This window comes from Gordonia sp. PvP123 (genome assembly GCF_040547295.1).
GTDB lineage: Bacteria > Actinomycetota > Actinomycetes > Mycobacteriales > Mycobacteriaceae > Gordonia > Gordonia terrae.
On the sequence record NZ_JBEPPN010000004.1, the window covers coordinates 284,067 to 299,625 of the forward strand.

Below are 15,559 nucleotides of genomic sequence, written 5' to 3' on the forward strand. Positions count from 1 at the left end.
GACGACCATGTCGTCACGGCACCGATCTAGGAGCGAGATGACCACCATCGACTACCGCGAGTTCTACATCGACGGCGGCTGGCAGAAGCCGGCCGGCACCGACGTGATCGACGTACACTCGCCCACGACCGAAGCCGCGATCGGAAGCGTGCCGTCGGCGTCCACTGCCGACATCGACCGCGCGGTCGCCGCCGCCCGGACCGCGTTCGACTCCCCGGACGGCTGGGCGACGCTGCACCCCAAGCAACGCGCCGAGATCCTCGAACGGTTCGCGGTCGAACTCGAGTCGCGGGCGGCCGAGACGTCCCGACGGGTGTCGATCCAGAACGGGATGCCGATCTGGCTGGCCGAGCAGTTCGAAGGCGGTTTCCCGGCCGTCCTGATTCGCTACTTCAGCCAGATGATGGTCGATTCCCCCGAGGTGGACGAGCGCCCGGGCATGCTCGGCGGCACCGCGCGTGTGACGCGGCAACCCATCGGCGTCGTGGCCGCGATCGTTCCGTGGAACGTCCCACAGGCCATCAGCTTCCTGAAACTCGCGCCGGCCCTGGCAGCCGGATGCACGGTCGTGCTCAAGCCCGCCGAGGAGACGGTGCTGGACGCCTTCCTGATGGCCGAGGCAGCCGCCGCCGCGGGCCTGCCGCCCGGTGTTCTCAACGTGGTACCCGGCGGCCGTGAGATCGGCGCCTACCTCGTCGAGCACCCCGGTGTCGACAAGGTCTCGTTCACCGGTTCGACCGCGGCCGGCCGTTCCATCGCCGAGACCTGCGGTCGACTGCTGCGCCCGGTGACACTCGAGCTGGGCGGCAAATCCGCCGCGATCCTGCTCGACGACGTCGACCTGAACGCGTCGATGGAGTCGTTGTTCGGCGTCACCTTCCTGAACAACGGACAGATCTGCTGGCTCAACACCCGCGTACTGGCACCCAGGTCCCGGTACTCGGAGGTCGTCGACGCACTGACCGGTCTTGCCGAATCCCTCAAGATCGGCGACCCTCTCGATCCGGAGACCAAGGTCGGCCCACTGGTGTCGGCGCGGCAGCGCGAGCGCGTCGAGGGATACATCGCCACGGGCAAGAGCGAGGGTGCTCGGCTGACAACCGGGGGCGGACGTCCGACCGGACTCGACAGCGGCTATTTCGTCCAACCGACCGTGTTCGCCGATCTGGACAACACGGCCACCATCGCGCGCGAGGAGATCTTCGGCCCCGTCCTCAGTGTCATCCCGTTCGCCGACGAAGCCGAGGCCCTGGCGATCGCGAACGACAGTGAATACGGGCTCGGCGGTTCGGTGTGGTCCTCCGACATCGATCGCGCCGCCGATCTCGCCGGCCGGGTCAGATCCGGCACGGTGGGAGTGAATCACTACACGAATGACCCGGTCGCCCCGTTCGGCGGAATCAAGAGCAGCGGGATGGGACGAGAACTCGGACCCGAGGGACTGCACACCTTCCAGCACCTGCACACCGTCTACCTGCCCCCGGCCGGCTGACCGTGACGTCGACGCAGGGCACCCTGATAGAGTGTGCTCTGCGTCACACGTCGAGAGCATCCGAAAGAACTCACCTCATGACAACGGCTGAACCGAAGACCGCAGCTGCCACGGCGACACGACTACGCCGGTTCCTGGTCGAGCTGCAGAGCTCCGACGACGCCGCGACCGGTGCCGTCGCCTGCCGGGAGGCGTGCACGTCCCTGGGGTTCTCCAAAGCGATGTTCTCGTGGGTCCGTGGCGCATCGTGGGCGCCCGAGTACGTGCATGTCGCCGAGGGCGTCCGCGACGAATTCGACGAGCTCTGCAACGCGGTCGACGGCACTGCGGTACCGCTCGTCCGCGCGCCGCGCGAGGCCGACCTCATCCGTCATCGTCGCCCGTATGTGCTTGGGCGCAACGCCTTCCACCGGGAGGCTTACCGCCCGCTCATCGACCTCTCCGACCCGGCCGCGTACGCTGCCGCACCCATCGTGGCCGACGGTCGCACCGTGGCGACTCTGCACGTCGATCGAAACCGGGACGGGATCACCGACGAGGACGTCCGTCTCCTGCTTCTCGCGGCGCACATCTCCGGGACCGTCATCGCCACGAGGGACAACCGCCGGCGTGTCCGTCGTGACATCCAGGAGTTGACCGCGCTCGTCGATGACCTGACGCGGCCCGTGCCGACGTCTCGGCCCGGGACGCAGTTCGGGAGCGAGGCACATCCCGGCCGTCGACTGGACGAACGATCGGACGACCCCGCGATCGAGTTCACCGATCGGGAGGACGAAGTCCTCCGGCTTCTCGCCACCGGCGCCACCAACCAACAGATCGCCGACCGACTGTTCATTTCCGATGGAACGGTCAAATGCCATGTGCGCCGGATATTCCGCAAGATCGGCGCCAGTTCCCGCGCGGAGGCAGCGGCCTATCACCGGGAAGTCAGAGTCGCGGCAGCCTCCGCCCGATGAGCCCGGACTCGCCGGCTGGTCCGGCGTTGGACGTTGCCGCCGCCGCGGTGCTCGGGGCGACGGACCGAACCGGACTCGCACGCGCGCTGTGCGAGGGTGTGGCCACGAGCGTCGCGGCAGCGAAAGTGCTTCTGCTCGGCGCCGACGGCACCGAGATCTGCAGGGACAGAGGCGATACCGAGAAGAAGGGGCCGTCCGTCCCCGTCCCGGAGCGCTCGGGAGGGGCGGTGTCGACCACGACCTTCATCGTGCACGCCGGACCACCGGAGATCACCCTCGTCGTGCATGAGGTGCTCGACGAGGACGAACAACAGATCTGTCGTTTCCTGATCGATCTCACCACCGCCGCACTGGACCGGCTGGAGAGCCGAGAGCTCGTCGCGGACCACCAGGAACGGTTTCGCCGGCTCGGCGACAAACTCCGGAGCGTCGGATTCGACTCGGCGCCTGAGTCTTCCGACGATGCCGGAGCGTCGGATCTGGCGGTCGCGGCATCGTTGCTCACTCAGCGGGAGCGCGAGGTGCTCGAACTGGTCGTGGCCGGCGCGTCGAACGCGGCCATCGCCGAGAAGTACACCCTGTCGATCGAGACGGTGAAGACGCACGTCAAGCACATCTTGCGGAAGATGGGAGCGTCGAACCGGGCGGAGCTGATCGCCCGCTCGATGTGACCGTCGCGATCAGAGCGACGAGTCGGCGACCTCGACGTGCACCTCGTCCTGGTCGGAGATGATCAGCTGACACGACAGCCGCGAACTCGGGCGGGCGCCGTCCAGGAACTCGACGAGCTCGGTCTCTTCCTCCGACGGCGGTTCGAACAGGTCCGCTCCTGACCCCTCGAGATACACATGACATGTTGCGCACGAACAGCTTCCGCCGCATTCGGCCACGATTCCGGGCAGATTGTTGCGGACGGACCCATCCATCACGCTCTGACCCGACGGGACCTCGACCGACTGTTCGGTGCCGTCGGGCAGGTGATACACGACTCGCGCCATCGAAGAACCTCCTGTTGTGCAATCGAGTTGACCGGGGCCGGCGGCCCCGACTTCCATGGTGCGGGCCACTGTTGCGCACTCGCATCCCCCTGTCAGATGTAATCCACTGTCCGACAGAGGTACACAACACTGATGGTCCCCACAGCGGTCACCCCTCGAGTCGCCGAAATACCCTTTCAGGGGGATGCGCACAGTGTGATGTGGACAACAGACTGGGGTGGTACAGCCCATTCCCATTGAGGAGACCCATGACCTCCACCGCGCAGCCATCGGCCACCGAAACACTCCCGGACCACATCGCGCAGCAGATCGTCCTCCCCGAAGGCCACCGTGATGACGCCCAACTGTTCGCGGCGTATCGCTGGCTCCGCGAGAACAATCCGCTCGGGATCGCACACATCGACGGATACGACCCGATCTATCTCGTCAGCAAGCACGCCGACATCATGGAGATCGAACGTCAGCCACACGTCTTCTCCAGCGCTGGCGGTGAGGACAAGGGCAGGTTCAACCCGATTCTCGCCAACCAAGCGGGCGACGAATTCACGAAGTCCATCAACAACGGGAGCCTGCGCATCCTGGAGACTCTGACCTACCTCGACCCGCCGGAGCACACGGTGGTCAAGGACATCGCCGCCGACTGGTTCCGGCCCGCGAACCTCAAGCAGTGGGAGGACACCATCCGTCAGCTCGCTGCGGAGTCCGTCGGACGGCTTCTCTCCGGCGACGGAAAGATCGACTTCGTCGAGGATTTCGCGCTGCAGTACCCGCTGCACGTGATCATGAGCCTCTTCGGCGTGCCCGAATCCGACGAGCCGCGGATGATGGCACTCACCCAGGAGTTCTTCGGCACCGCCGATCCGGATGCCGCGCGCGACGACGTCGAACCGCTGACGCCCGATGCGGCGGCCAAACAGTGGGTCGCGACGATCCAGGACTTCTATGCCTACTTCGATTCACTCCTCATGGACCGCCGCAGCAACCCCACCGACGATCTCGCATCGATCATCGCGGTGGCGAAGACCGCTGACGGAGAATACTTCCCGAAGGAGGTCGCCTACGGATACTTCATCGCCATCGCCACCGCGGGACACGACACCACGTCATCGACGATGGCCGGCGCCGTCCACGCCCTGTCACAGCGTCCCGAGCTCCTGGCACGGGTCAAAAGCGACCTGTCGCTGGTGCCCAACCTCGTCAACGAAGCTCTGCGGTGGGCCTCTCCGGTCAAGCACTTCATGCGGACCGCCCTGGAACCCTATGAGTTGCGCGGGCGTTCGATCGACCCGGGCGACCGCTTCATGCTGCTCTACCAGTCGGGCAACCGCGACGCCGAGGTCTTCGACGAGCCGGACGTCTTCGACATCGACCGTCGCCCCAACCGGCACATCGCCTTCGGCTACGGACCCCACATGTGCATCGGCCAGCACCTCGCCAAGATCGAGTTGCGCATCATGTTCGAGACACTTCTCCCCCACCTGGAGGCCGTGCATCTCACCGGCGAGACCAGGTTCATCCAGACGAACTTCGTCGGCGGACTGAAGAACATGCCCGTCGAACTCGCTTTCACCGGCCGATGAGTCCGGTGACACGTCCGGTCGTGATCGTCGGAGCCGGCCATGGTGGCTCCACACTCGCGGCGCTGCTCCGTCAGTCCGGTTTCGACGAACCCATCGTGCTGATCGGCTCCGAGGCCCATGCCCCCTACCACCGTCCGCCGCTGTCGAAGAAGTTCGGCGGACCCGGCGCGCAGCAGCTCATCCGACCGCGGGATTTCTACGCCGACAACGACATCGAACTGCGGACCGCGACCACGGTGACCGCGATCGACAGGTCCTCGCAGACAGTGCACTTGTCGACCGGAGAACGGATCGAGTACGCACACGTCGTGCTCGCCACCGGCTCGTCACCGCGACGGCTGGCGGTGCCCGGCTCGTCCGCCGCAGGAGTGTTGACATTGCGGACGATCGAGGACGCCGCGAGACTCGGCAGTGCACTCGGGGGCCGCGACGGCCTCGTCATCATCGGGGGCGGCTACGTCGGAATGGAAGTGGCCGCGGTCGCGCGCTCCCACGAGGTGCCCGTCACCGTTGTCGAGCGCGAGAACCGCATCTTGGCGAGAGTGGCGAGTCCGGAACTCTCGCAGATGATGACCGCCCGTCACCGCGAACGCGGGACCGACGTCCGGGTCGGCGCACAGGTGGCCGCAATCGGTGAACACCGCGGCCGCGCAACCGGAGTCGAACTCGCGGACGGTTCGACGGTCTCTGCCGGCACGGTCCTGGTGGGGATAGGAGCGGTCCCGGACGACGCTCTCGCCCACACAGCGGGTCTTGCGTGCGACAACGGTGTGATCGTCGACTCGTCCGGCCGGACGAGCGATCCGTCGGTGTTCGCGATCGGGGACGTCGCCCGCAGGCCGGTCGACGGCTCCGAGACCCTCGTGCGGCTCGAGTCGATTCCGAATGTGACCGAGCAGGCCAAGCAGGTTGTCGCGGCGCTGACGGGGCAACCGCCACCGGAGCCGGAGGTTCCGTGGTTCTGGTCAGATCAGTTCGACATCAAGTTGAAGATCGCCGGGCTGGTCACCCCACGCGCCCGGGTCGTGCACCGACCCGGCAAGAAGGACGGATCGTTCGCGCTGTACCACCTCGACACCGACGACATCGTCCACGCCGTGGAGGCCGCGAACGCTCCGTCCGACTTCATCGCGGGAAAGAAGTTCATCGCGCAACGGATCCCGGTGTCGCCCGCAGCGCTGGGCGACCCGTCGGTGTCGCTGCACGAGGTCACCGCACCGATGCCGGTCCGTTCCTGACACCCGCACCACCCCATCACAGGAGATATCGATGAAAACACAAGCGGCACTGCTCACCGGGCAAGGCAGCGACTTCACCGTCGACGAGATCGACATCGAGGGCCCGCGTGCGGGGGAAGTCCTGGTCCAGGTCGAGGCGGTCGGCATCTGCCACACCGACCTGGCGGCGCGTGACGGAGTCCTGCCGATCGAGTTCCCCGGAGTCGTCGGACACGAGGGCGCCGGGGTCGTACTCGAGGTCGGAGCCGGCGTCACCAAGGTGAAGGTCGGCGACAAGGTCGGGATCACCTTCAACAGTTGCGGCGAATGCGTCACCTGCACGACTGGACGGCAGTCGTACTGCGAACGCTTCAACGAGATGAACTACGGCGGCGTCCGGCCGGACGGCAGCAAGCCGCTCAGCCGGAACGGCGCGCCGGTGGGCGGCCTGTTCTTCGGTCAATCATCCTTTGCCCGAGTCGCATTGGCCAACGAGCGCAATGTGGTGAAGGTCGATGCCGACATCCCGTTCGCGTTGCTCGCGCCGCTCGGGTGCGGCGTTCAGACCGGTTTCGGTGCGGTTACCCGATCACTGAACGCCGAGAAGGGTTCGGCCATCGCCGTCACCGGTGGTGGATCGGTGGGCTTGTCGGCGGTCCTCGGAGCTGTCATCGCCGAGTGCGCGACCATCATCGTCGTCGAGCCCAACCAGAAGCGGCGAGATCTCGCGCTCGAACTCGGCGCGACCCATGCCGTGGACCCCGCCGCCGGCGATGTCGCCGAACAGATCCGCGGCATCGTGGCGAGGGGTGTGGACTACGTCATCGACACCACCGGCATTCCCGCCGTGATCCAGGCCCTCGTCGGCGCGGTGGCCGTCCGGGGCACGATCGGTCTCATCGGAGTTCCCTCGGATCCGGCGGCCGGTGTCGATCTGAACATCATCACCGCGTTGACCCTGGGCCTGACCGTCATCGGCATCATCGAAGGTGACAGCGTGCCCGACGAGTTCATCCCGGAACTCGTCGCTCTCCATCGCCACGGTCGTCTGCCCCTGGACAAACTCGTCACCACCTTCCCGTTCGCCGACATCAATCGAGCCGTGACCGCCCAGCACGACGGCGACGTCGTCAAACCTGTTCTCGTCTTCGACGATCACTGAACTCCGTAAACCGGTACCTGGCCCCGCGACGCCCCCGATTCCGCGGGGCCAGGTACCCACCACGTCTTGTCACCCGCAGTTCGATCGGTATGGCCGTTTTCGCGATCCCACGGTTCCGCCGGACTCCGAGATCCCGGCCTTGCGAGCGCAATACGCGATGAGCTCGTCCACATCATGGGTGACGGCCAGCTCTGGCTCGGCCCGCAGGCTGTTGGCGAGCCGAGAGTAGAACACAGATGGGCGGATACCGAAGGTGGTGAAGATCTCGTCGTCTCCACCGTCGAACGGTGCCCATCGCTCCAGAAACCGCACCATCTCGTGGACGACGGAATTCGTGTCGTGCAGCTTTTGCGTCATGTCGTTTCCTACTGGCCGCAGTTGTCCTTCGATTCATCGTAACCAGCAGCCAGTAGAATGGCCAGACCAAATAGCATCGAGCTCCGGTCAGACTGATAGAGCCGTCCGCCGGGCACATGACCTGCCTCACGACGCGGCGTCAAGGTCGCAGGATGATCTTCCCGAAAGAACCACCGGCCTCCATCGCCCGATGTGCTTCCGCGGCGTCCGCGAGCGGGAAGGTGCGCGCGATGGGCGGCGGCTCCACTCCGCGCTCGACGACGAGATCGAGCAATCCCCGGAAGTCCTGGGGGCCGCCCATCGTCGTGCCCAACAGGCTGTATTGGCCGAAGTAGAAGCCGCGCACGTCCATTCGTACCTGCTCGGCGACGTTCGCGCCGAGCACGACCAACCGGCCTCCGGGCCGGAGTGCGTCGACCGACCGGTCCCAGAGTCCGACGGGATCGAGCACCACGTCGAAGCCCTCGCCCCCGGGCGACAGCCGCTTCGCCTGCGTGGGCCAGTCATCGGCGCCGTGCAGCACGCCGGATGCGGCGCCGGCTTGATGCGCCTGCTCGATCTTGGACGAAGTGGAGCCGGCCACGACAACGTGCGCGCCGACGGCCACCGCGATGTGTACGGCCATCGTCGCCACCCCGCCACCGGCGCCCACGATCAGCAGGGACTCTCCCGCCGTCAGCCCGGCACGCGTGATCAGCGCTCGAAAGCACGTCACCCCCACCAGGGGCAGGGCCGCCGCCTGTTCCCAGCTGTAGGAGTCGGGTTTGGGTGCCAGACATTCCTCGGGGACACTGACGCGCTCCGCGTAGGTCCCTCTGGTCGTGTCGCCGAGAATCTCCCACTCCGCTCCGGGAGCCTGAGATCGATTGCCCCAGAACAATGATGGCAGAATGAGGACTTCTTCGCCGGTGTCGACGCGGACGCCCGCGCCGTCGGCACCCGGGACATGGGGCAGCGGCGAGTTGTACCGCCCCCGCCGAACGAGCACGTCGTGCCAGTTCAATGCGCTCGCTCGGAGGTTCACCTCGACCCAGCCCGGCCGCGCCGGGGGTGACTCGATCTCCCCGTACTCCAGCGACTCCGGCCCGCCGAATCCGGTCATCATCACGGCATGCATCGAGACCTCCCGCACATCGTCATAGCTTTCGGCCCGTCGCTCACGGAGGGGCACGGGGTTCGTCTACGCGTCGGTCGTGGCACTCAGCGCGAGAACGCGCTGCGCCTGCTTCAGGTGCGGGAGATCGAGCATCCGCCCATCCAGGGCGACGGTTCCCACGTCCGCGGCGAAGGCCTCGATCACGCGTGTCGCGTACTCCACTTCGGCGGCGGTCGGGGTGAAGGCCGCGTTGATGGTGTCGACCTGCGCCGGATGGATCGCGATCCGGCCGCTGAAACCTTCCGCGCGAGCCCGGCGCGAGGTCTCGGCGAGACCCTCATCGTCAAGGATGTCGACATACAGCGTCTCGACCGCCTCGACGTCGGCGGCGCGCGCACCCATCAGCGTCAGAGACCTGACGAGTTGATAGGTGTTGTCCCACTGTCCATTCGGCGCACGGTTGGTCGACGCGCCGAGGGCCGCACTCAAGTCCTCGGCGCCCCAGGTGAGGCCGTAGAGACGGGACAGTCCCGCAGCCGCGAAGTCGCCCAGCCGGAACGGCGCGATGGCGGTTTCGGTCGCCACCGGAAGGACCCGGATCGAGCCGCCGGCGATGTTGTTCGAGGACTCCAGCGCTTCCAGATAGTGGTGGATCCGCACGACGTCGGCCGGCCCGTCGATCTTGGGAATCACCAGTCCGGCCGGCGCCGAGGGCACGACCGCGGCGATGTCCGGAAGCGCGGATCCGGAATCCAGCGGGTTGATCCGCACCCACAGCTGAGGTGATCCGACGTCCGGCTCGTGAGACCGGATGAACTCCGCGACCAGTTCGCGCGCAATGTCTTTGCGACTTTCGCTGACCGCGTCCTCGAGGTCGAGGATCACCGCGTCGGCGGTCGACTGTTCGATCTTCGCGAGCTTATTCTCGCTGTCACCGGGTACGAACAGGAACGAACGGATGGGCCGGGTCATGCCGGACGCTTCCGCTGCAGTCCACTTCGCTTACACGACGCCACGACCTCATCGTGCTGATTGAAGGCCTGGTGCAAGAACACGACGATCCCCTGGTCGGGCCGCGACTTGGATTCGCGGAGTTCGAGCACCTCGGTCACGACGTGGATGGTGTCACCGTGGAACAGGGGCTTGGGAAAGCGGACCTCATCCCACCCCAGGTTTGCCACGGCGGTACCGAGGGTCGTGTCGCCGACCGAGATCCCGACCATCAGACCCAAGGTGAAGGCGCTGTTGACGACTCGTTGACCGAACTCGGTCCCCTTCATGTACTCCTCGTCGAGATGGAGCAACGCGGGGTTGTGGGTCATGGCGGTGAACAGGACGTTGTCCGTCTCGGTCACCGTGCGTCGGATCGGATGCTCGAACGTCTGCCCTACGACCAACTCGTCGAACCACACACCAGCCACGTTTCAGTCCCTCCGTCATCACTAACGGTCTTATGGTAGGACCTTAAAATGCTGGGGTCAACCGCACTAGGCAGCCGGCGTGATCACGATCCCCACGCTGCCGTGCTTGCCGCGGCGGATCTTGCTGCCGAGGATGGTGATCTTGCCGAGCAGTCCGTACTTGCGGGCGATAGCGCGCTTCACGCTGTCGCTGCCGGCCTCGTCGAGCACCTCGGCGGTACCGCTGACGGGTTCGCCGAAGGTCTTGTCGCCCCGAACATCACAGGCCTGTACGACGACGCGGGGGTCGCGCCGCAGGCGCTTGACCTTCCACGAGTCAGCGACGGTCCACATGACGAGACGGTCGCCGTCGAGCGCCGCCCACAGCGGTGAGGTCACCGCGGTGCCGTCCTTGCGATAGGTCGTCAGGCTCACGTACTTGGCCGTGCCTGCTTCGCCGAAAGCCGCCGCGCTCGAGGTCATGCGGCCATGCTACGGGCAAACAGCGCCTGTGAGTGGCCGCTCGACGCGCCCGCGAATCCGGTGCTGTCACCGAGCACCCCGGCGTCGCAGAGTGTCGCCCAGGCGGTGACCTGATTCGCCGACAGGACCGGTTTGCCGAGCTCGGCTTCGAGGCCGGCGAGGATGTCGTAGGTCCAGAGGTTGGTGCAGGACACGAAGATCGCGTCGGCGTCGGGGTGGTCCGCGGCCCGGATGAGGTCTGCGGTCACGGGGTACGGGATCGTCCAGATCTCGTGGTCACGACCGAGTCCCGCCTGCGCGACGACGCCCCGGCCGGATTCGGCGAGGAAGTCGCACAGCAGCCCGGTGAGCGCCGCGGTGTACGGGGTCGCGACCGAGAGCGTGCCGATGTCCAGCGCGTCGAGGGCGCGGATCAGGGCCTCGGATGTCGTCACCGCCCGGTCGGCACCGGCTGCGACCATGCAGTTCGAGATCTCGAGCGCGCCCGCCATCCCGTAGACGAAGCTGCCCGACGCGCAGGCGTAGCCGAAGGAACGGGGTCCGACGGACGACACGGCTCGCACCGCGGCGGCGATCTCGGCGTGATTGTTCAGGTCGCGACACAGTTCGACGTCGACGGGTGCGTCGATGAACCCGGTGCGGGTGAAGTACAGGGACACCGAGTCCGGCATCCAGCGCCACAGCTCACGATCGAGAGCCATGTCGAACGGGCACACCATCCCGATGCCGATCTGGGCGGTCATGCAGGGATGATGGCATATTGTCAGATTGTCTACAATCGCTGGGGATAGGCGGCCCGAAGCGCCGCGTCCACGTCCGCCCGGATCACGCAGTCGTAGGCGTGGTCGTTGACCATGCCGGTCGCCTGCATGAGGGCGAACATCGTCGTCGGACCGACGAACCGCCAGCCACGCTTCTTCAGGTCCTTCGACAGCGCCACCGACTCGGGCGAGGTCGTCATCGAGCCGGGTTCATGCTCCCCGGCAGGGGCGTATCCCCAGAAGTAGGACTCGAGCGACCCGTGCTCGTCGATGAGCTCGATCGCCCGGCGCGCGTTGTTGATCGACGCCTCGATCTTGCCGCGGTGCCGGATGATGCCGGCGTCGGCGAGCAGCCGGGTGACGTCGGCGTCGGCGAATCGGGCCACCTGCTCGATGTCGAATCCCGCGAACGCCGCCCGGAAGTTCTCGCGCTTCGTCAGGATGGTCCGCCAGCTCAGCCCCGACTGGAAACCCTCGAGGCAGACGCGCTCGAACAGCGCCGTATCGCCGGCGATCGGAAATCCCCATTCGGTGTCGTGGTAGGTGGTCTCCGGCTCCCGCGCCGCCCACAGGCAGCGCGCCCGACCGTCGGCAATCGTTATGGTGTCGTCAGGCAAGGCATGCCCCTCTCGTCGCGAGGAGGCTACTCCGCGAGACCGACAGCCCTGCTCATCGCCGCCACGCGGCCCCAACGCATCGTCGTTATCTCACCGTTACCAAGTATTGCGAAACCATCCCGTTGTGTCTCGCGATGATCACTCCACGGCGCCACCCGCCTAGCGTTGGACACATCGCATCACAGGGCACCCCGGACTCACCGACGACCGGACCCGCGATCGCCACAATCCACCTTCGGCAAGGAGCTTCGTGATGAAAGACACCGATCTGAGCGCCCTCCTCGCCCGGGTGGCCACCGGCGACATGGACGCCTTCGCCCAGTTCTACGACGCGACCTGCGATCGGGTGTACGGCATGACACTGCGCGTGCTCCGCGACCCGGGCTACAGCGAAGAGGCGACGCAGGAGACCTTCCTCGCGGTGTGGCGCAACGCCGACGCCTACGACCCGGCATCCGGTTCGGCGCTCTCCTGGATACTGACGCTCGCGCACCGCCGAGCCGTCGACCGTGTCCGCTCGGAATCCGCCGCGACTCGGCGCACCGTCGCCTATGGCATCGCCGACACCGGCCGAGAGGTCGATGAGGTCAGCGAGTCGGTCGAGCGACGCGAGATCGCCCGTCTCATCCACACCGGCCTGGAGACCCTCACACCGCTGCAGCGACAGGCCATCGAACTCGCCTACTTCCACGGGCTCACCTACCGCGAGGTCGCCGAACATCTCGAGGTGGCCCTACCGACCGTCAAGTCGCGCATCCGCGACGGGTTGATCCGACTGCGGCAGACCGTGCCCGGCCGCGCCGCCTGACACCGGCCCGCCCCCACCCCCGCCCGTTTCCGCAGACCCCGCTCGACGGCGATCTCCCGCCACCCGAGTGGGGTCGAGTCATGTCGTGACCCATGAGGTCCCGCTGTGTCCTCGACCACACAAATTTTGAGACGCAGGCCAGGTCACAGCCGTTACCACCTCGAGTTCTGTCTGATTCCACCCACCACGTCTCCCGCCGTTCGCGGTGGACAGGCAAAATCATGGGTGGATGTCGCACGGGTACATCCCCGTCGTGATATCGGTAAAGCCGGACCCACAAGGCCGCACACTGAAGCGTCAACCAAGACAGAATCGAGAACACATCGCATGAGTGCCGAACAGCCGACCATCATCTATACGCTGACCGACGAGGCACCCATGCTCGCCACTCACGCGTTTCTGCCGGTGGTGCGCACGTTCGCCGGAGCGGCCGGGATCGCCGTCGAGACGAGTGACATCTCGGTCGCGGCTCGTATCCTCGCCGAGTTCTCCGACCTCCTGCCCGACGACCAGAAGGTCACCGACAATCTCGGTGAGCTCGGCAAGCTCACCCAGGCTTCCGACACCAACATCATCAAGCTCCCCAACATCAGCGCATCTGTCCCCCAGCTCCTCGCCGCCATCAAGGAACTCCAGGACAAGGGCTACGACCTCCCCGACTTCCCGGGCAACCCCAAGACCGACGACGAGCGCGCCATCCGCGACCGCTACACCAAGTGCCTGGGCAGCGCCGTCAACCCCGTTCTGCGCGAAGGCAACTCAGATCGCCGCGCGCCGAAGGCGGTCAAGGAGTACGCGAAGAAGCATCCGCACAGCATGGGCGAGTGGTCGATGGCGTCGCGTACCCACGTCGCCCACATGCGCGAAGGCGATTTCTACCACGGCGAGAAGTCGATGACCGTCTCCGGCGACCGCAAGGTCAAGATGGAGCTCCTCACCGATTCCGGCGAGACCCTCGTCCTCAAGCCCGAGGTGTCGCTGACCGACGGTGACGTCATCGACAGCATGTTCATGAGCAAGAAGGCCCTCATCGAGTTCTACGAGGAGCAGATCGAGGACGCCTACAAGACCGGCGTGATGTTCTCGTTGCACGTCAAGGCGACGATGATGCGCGTCAGCCACCCGATCGTCTTCGGTCACGCCGTCAAGGTCTTCTACAAGGACGCGTTCGAGAAGCACGGCGAACTCTTCGACGAGCTCGGCGTCAACGTCAACAACGGCCTGTCGGATCTCTACAGCAAGATCGAGTCGCTGCCCAGCGCGCAGCGCGAGGAGATCATCGACGACCTGCACAAATGCCACGAGCATCGTCCCGAGCTGGCGATGGTCGACTCGGCCCGCGGCATCACCAACTTCCATTCCCCCAGTGACGTCATCGTCGACGCCTCGATGCCGGCCATGATCCGCGCCGGCGGCAAGATGTACGGCGCCGACGGCCGCCTCAAGGACACCAAGGCCGTCAACCCGGAGTCGACCTTCTCCCGCATCTACCAGGAGATGATCAACTTCTGTAAGACCAACGGGCAGTTCGATCCCACCACGATGGGCACCGTCCCCAACGTCGGCCTGATGGCGCAGAAGGCCGAGGAGTACGGCTCGCACGACAAGACCTTCGAGGTCCCCGCGGGCGGCACCGCCAACATCACCGACCTCGAGACCGGCGAGGTCCTGCTGACCCAGACCGTCGAAGAGGGCGACATCTGGCGTCTGTGCATCGTCAAGGACGCCCCGATCCAGGACTGGGTCAAGCTGGCCGTCAACCGCTGCCGCGATTCCGGGATGCCGGTGCTGTTCTGGCTGGACCCGTACCGCCCGCACGAGAACGAGCTGATCAAGAAGGTCCACAAGTACCTGCCCGATCACGACACCGAGGGCCTCGACATCCAGATCATGTCGCAGGTGCGCGCGATGCGGTACACCCTCGAGCGCGTCGTCCGCGGCCTGGACACCATCTCGGCCACGGGCAACATCCTGCGCGACTACCTCACCGACCTGTTCCCGATCCTGGAACTCGGCACCAGCGCCAAAATGCTGTCCATCGTCCCGCTCATGGCCGGCGGCGGCCTCTACGAGACCGGCGCGGGCGGCTCGGCCCCCAAGCACGTCAAGCAGCTCATCGAGGAGAACCACCTCCGGTGGGATTCGCTCGGTGAGTTCCTCGCGCTCGCGGTGAGCCTTGAGGACGTGGGCAAGAAGTTCGACGACAAGCGCGCCGTCATCCTGGCCAAGGCCCTCGACACCGCCACCGGCAAGCTGCTCGAGAACGACAAGGGTCCGTCGCGCAAGACCGGCGAGCTCGACAACCGCGGCAGCCAGTTCTACCTCGCGCTCTACTGGGCGCAAGAACTCGCCGCACAGACCGAGGACGAGGATCTCGCGAAGCACTTCGCCTCGCTGGCCGAGACCCTCGCCGCCAACGAGGACAAGATAGTCGACGAGCTCAACGCAGTGCAGGGTGAGCAGGTCGACATCGGCGGCTACTACTACCCAGACTGGGACAAGACCGCCGCCGTCATGCGTCCGAGCTCGACGTTCAACGACGCACTCGCGAGCGCGCAGCGCTGATCGCCCGGCCTCATGGCGAGGGGCGCCGACTACGGCGCCCCTCGCCATGAGGGATACACGTAGTGTC

At 66.1% G+C, this 15,559-nt stretch carries 16 protein-coding genes; 8 read left to right on the plus strand and 8 right to left on the minus strand.

Going from position 1 to position 15,559, the window contains the following annotated elements; all coding sequences use genetic code 11:
• Positions 1 to 37 precede the first annotated feature (37 nt).
• The 3 genes from ABIC25_RS09155 (at position 38) to ABIC25_RS09165 (ending at position 3,119) form a co-directional block, all read left to right on the plus strand.
• The gene (locus ABIC25_RS09155) at positions 38 to 1,492 is read left to right on the plus strand and encodes an aldehyde dehydrogenase (RefSeq protein ID WP_354561060.1); all 1,455 of its coding nucleotides are present in this window, start codon (positions 38 to 40) and stop codon (positions 1,490 to 1,492) included.
• Positions 1,493 to 1,569: 77 nt separating this feature from the next.
• Entirely contained in the window at positions 1,570 to 2,448 is an 879-nt protein-coding gene (locus tag ABIC25_RS09160; protein WP_354561062.1) for a helix-turn-helix transcriptional regulator, read from the plus strand.
• A complete protein-coding gene (locus ABIC25_RS09165; protein ID WP_354561064.1) occupies positions 2,445 to 3,119 on the plus strand; it encodes a LuxR C-terminal-related transcriptional regulator in 675 nt (224 codons plus the stop codon). The genes ABIC25_RS09160 and ABIC25_RS09165 overlap by 4 nt, the downstream gene beginning before the upstream one ends.
• A gap of 9 nt (positions 3,120 to 3,128) precedes the next feature.
• On the opposite strand, the gene ABIC25_RS09170 is transcribed toward ABIC25_RS09165, so the two are convergent.
• Positions 3,129 to 3,446, minus strand: a complete 318-nt coding sequence (locus tag ABIC25_RS09170; RefSeq protein ID WP_354561065.1) for a 2Fe-2S iron-sulfur cluster-binding protein — start codon at positions 3,444 to 3,446, stop codon at positions 3,129 to 3,131.
• 248 nt (positions 3,447 to 3,694) lie between these two features.
• Here ABIC25_RS09170 and ABIC25_RS09175 point away from each other — a divergent pair, with 248 nt between their 5' ends.
• Genes ABIC25_RS09175 through ABIC25_RS09185 form a run of 3 tightly spaced genes read left to right on the plus strand, consistent with a single transcriptional unit; the run spans position 3,695 to position 7,405 of the window.
• Complete coding sequence (locus tag ABIC25_RS09175; RefSeq protein ID WP_354561067.1) at positions 3,695 to 5,026, plus strand: cytochrome P450; 1,332 nt, start codon at positions 3,695 to 3,697, stop codon at positions 5,024 to 5,026.
• Positions 5,023 to 6,264, plus strand: a complete 1,242-nt coding sequence (locus ABIC25_RS09180; protein WP_354561069.1) for an NAD(P)/FAD-dependent oxidoreductase — start codon at positions 5,023 to 5,025, stop codon at positions 6,262 to 6,264. The genes ABIC25_RS09175 and ABIC25_RS09180 overlap by 4 nt, the downstream gene beginning before the upstream one ends.
• Before the next feature lie 31 nt (positions 6,265 to 6,295).
• On the plus strand, positions 6,296 to 7,405 hold the full coding sequence (locus ABIC25_RS09185; RefSeq protein ID WP_354561070.1) for an NAD(P)-dependent alcohol dehydrogenase: 1,110 nt from the start codon (positions 6,296 to 6,298) through the stop codon (positions 7,403 to 7,405).
• A 69-nt stretch (positions 7,406 to 7,474) separates the two neighbouring features.
• Here the strand turns inward: ABIC25_RS09185 and ABIC25_RS09190 are convergent, their stop codons facing one another.
• The 7 genes from ABIC25_RS09190 to ABIC25_RS09220 all read right to left on the minus strand — a co-directional run bounded on the left by ABIC25_RS09190 (position 7,475) and on the right by ABIC25_RS09220 (position 12,119).
• Positions 7,475 to 7,762, minus strand: coding sequence for a hypothetical protein (locus ABIC25_RS09190; RefSeq protein ID WP_354561072.1), 288 nt, complete (start codon positions 7,760 to 7,762; stop codon positions 7,475 to 7,477).
• Between the two features lie 139 nt (positions 7,763 to 7,901).
• On the minus strand, positions 7,902 to 8,879 hold the full coding sequence (locus ABIC25_RS09195) for a quinone oxidoreductase family protein (RefSeq protein ID WP_354561074.1): 978 nt from the start codon (positions 8,877 to 8,879) through the stop codon (positions 7,902 to 7,904).
• 63 nt (positions 8,880 to 8,942) lie between these two features.
• Entirely contained in the window at positions 8,943 to 9,830 is an 888-nt protein-coding gene (locus ABIC25_RS09200; protein ID WP_354561075.1) for an HpcH/HpaI aldolase/citrate lyase family protein, read from the minus strand.
• Positions 9,827 to 10,279, minus strand: coding sequence for a MaoC family dehydratase (locus tag ABIC25_RS09205; RefSeq protein WP_354561077.1), 453 nt, complete (start codon positions 10,277 to 10,279; stop codon positions 9,827 to 9,829). Before ABIC25_RS09205 ends, ABIC25_RS09200 begins: the two co-directional genes overlap by 4 nt.
• 66 nt (positions 10,280 to 10,345) lie before the next feature.
• Positions 10,346 to 10,741, minus strand: coding sequence for a PPOX class F420-dependent oxidoreductase (locus tag ABIC25_RS09210; protein WP_354561079.1), 396 nt, complete (start codon positions 10,739 to 10,741; stop codon positions 10,346 to 10,348).
• Positions 10,738 to 11,484, minus strand: coding sequence for a maleate cis-trans isomerase family protein (locus ABIC25_RS09215; protein WP_101819704.1), 747 nt, complete (start codon positions 11,482 to 11,484; stop codon positions 10,738 to 10,740). Before ABIC25_RS09215 ends, ABIC25_RS09210 begins: the two co-directional genes overlap by 4 nt.
• A gap of 29 nt (positions 11,485 to 11,513) precedes the next feature.
• Complete coding sequence (locus ABIC25_RS09220) at positions 11,514 to 12,119, minus strand: DNA-3-methyladenine glycosylase I (protein WP_004021308.1); 606 nt, start codon at positions 12,117 to 12,119, stop codon at positions 11,514 to 11,516.
• 253 nt (positions 12,120 to 12,372) lie between these two features.
• Between ABIC25_RS09220 and sigK the strand changes: the two genes are divergently transcribed.
• Positions 12,373 to 12,927, plus strand: coding sequence for an ECF RNA polymerase sigma factor SigK (gene sigK, locus ABIC25_RS09225; RefSeq protein WP_004021307.1), 555 nt, complete (start codon positions 12,373 to 12,375; stop codon positions 12,925 to 12,927).
• A 327-nt stretch (positions 12,928 to 13,254) separates the two neighbouring features.
• Positions 13,255 to 15,492, plus strand: coding sequence for an NADP-dependent isocitrate dehydrogenase (locus tag ABIC25_RS09230; RefSeq protein ID WP_239403846.1), 2,238 nt, complete (start codon positions 13,255 to 13,257; stop codon positions 15,490 to 15,492).
• Positions 15,493 to 15,559 lie beyond the last annotated feature (67 nt).

What these genes read in the sequence shown, in the direction of transcription:
- ABIC25_RS09155 (WP_354561060.1), top strand. Translation starts at nt 38, where the DNA reads ATGACCACCATCGACTACCGCGAGTTCTACATCGACGGCGGCTGGCAG.
- ABIC25_RS09160 (WP_354561062.1), top strand. Translation starts at nt 1,570, where the DNA reads ATGACAACGGCTGAACCGAAGACCGCAGCTGCCACGGCGACACGACTA.
- ABIC25_RS09165 (WP_354561064.1), top strand. Translation starts at nt 2,445, where the DNA reads ATGAGCCCGGACTCGCCGGCTGGTCCGGCGTTGGACGTTGCCGCCGCC.
- ABIC25_RS09170 (WP_354561065.1), bottom strand. Translation starts at nt 3,446, where the DNA reads ATGGCGCGAGTCGTGTATCACCTGCCCGACGGCACCGAACAGTCGGTC.
- ABIC25_RS09175 (WP_354561067.1), top strand. Translation starts at nt 3,695, where the DNA reads ATGACCTCCACCGCGCAGCCATCGGCCACCGAAACACTCCCGGACCAC.
- ABIC25_RS09180 (WP_354561069.1), top strand. Translation starts at nt 5,023, where the DNA reads ATGAGTCCGGTGACACGTCCGGTCGTGATCGTCGGAGCCGGCCATGGT.
- ABIC25_RS09185 (WP_354561070.1), top strand. Translation starts at nt 6,296, where the DNA reads ATGAAAACACAAGCGGCACTGCTCACCGGGCAAGGCAGCGACTTCACC.
- ABIC25_RS09190 (WP_354561072.1), bottom strand. Translation starts at nt 7,762, where the DNA reads ATGACGCAAAAGCTGCACGACACGAATTCCGTCGTCCACGAGATGGTG.
- ABIC25_RS09195 (WP_354561074.1), bottom strand. Translation starts at nt 8,879, where the DNA reads ATGCATGCCGTGATGATGACCGGATTCGGCGGGCCGGAGTCGCTGGAG.
- ABIC25_RS09200 (WP_354561075.1), bottom strand. Translation starts at nt 9,830, where the DNA reads ATGACCCGGCCCATCCGTTCGTTCCTGTTCGTACCCGGTGACAGCGAG.
- ABIC25_RS09210 (WP_354561079.1), bottom strand. Translation starts at nt 10,741, where the DNA reads ATGACCTCGAGCGCGGCGGCTTTCGGCGAAGCAGGCACGGCCAAGTAC.
- ABIC25_RS09215 (WP_101819704.1), bottom strand. Translation starts at nt 11,484, where the DNA reads ATGACCGCCCAGATCGGCATCGGGATGGTGTGCCCGTTCGACATGGCT.
- sigK (WP_004021307.1), top strand. Translation starts at nt 12,373, where the DNA reads ATGAAAGACACCGATCTGAGCGCCCTCCTCGCCCGGGTGGCCACCGGC.
- ABIC25_RS09230 (WP_239403846.1), top strand. Translation starts at nt 13,255, where the DNA reads ATGAGTGCCGAACAGCCGACCATCATCTATACGCTGACCGACGAGGCA.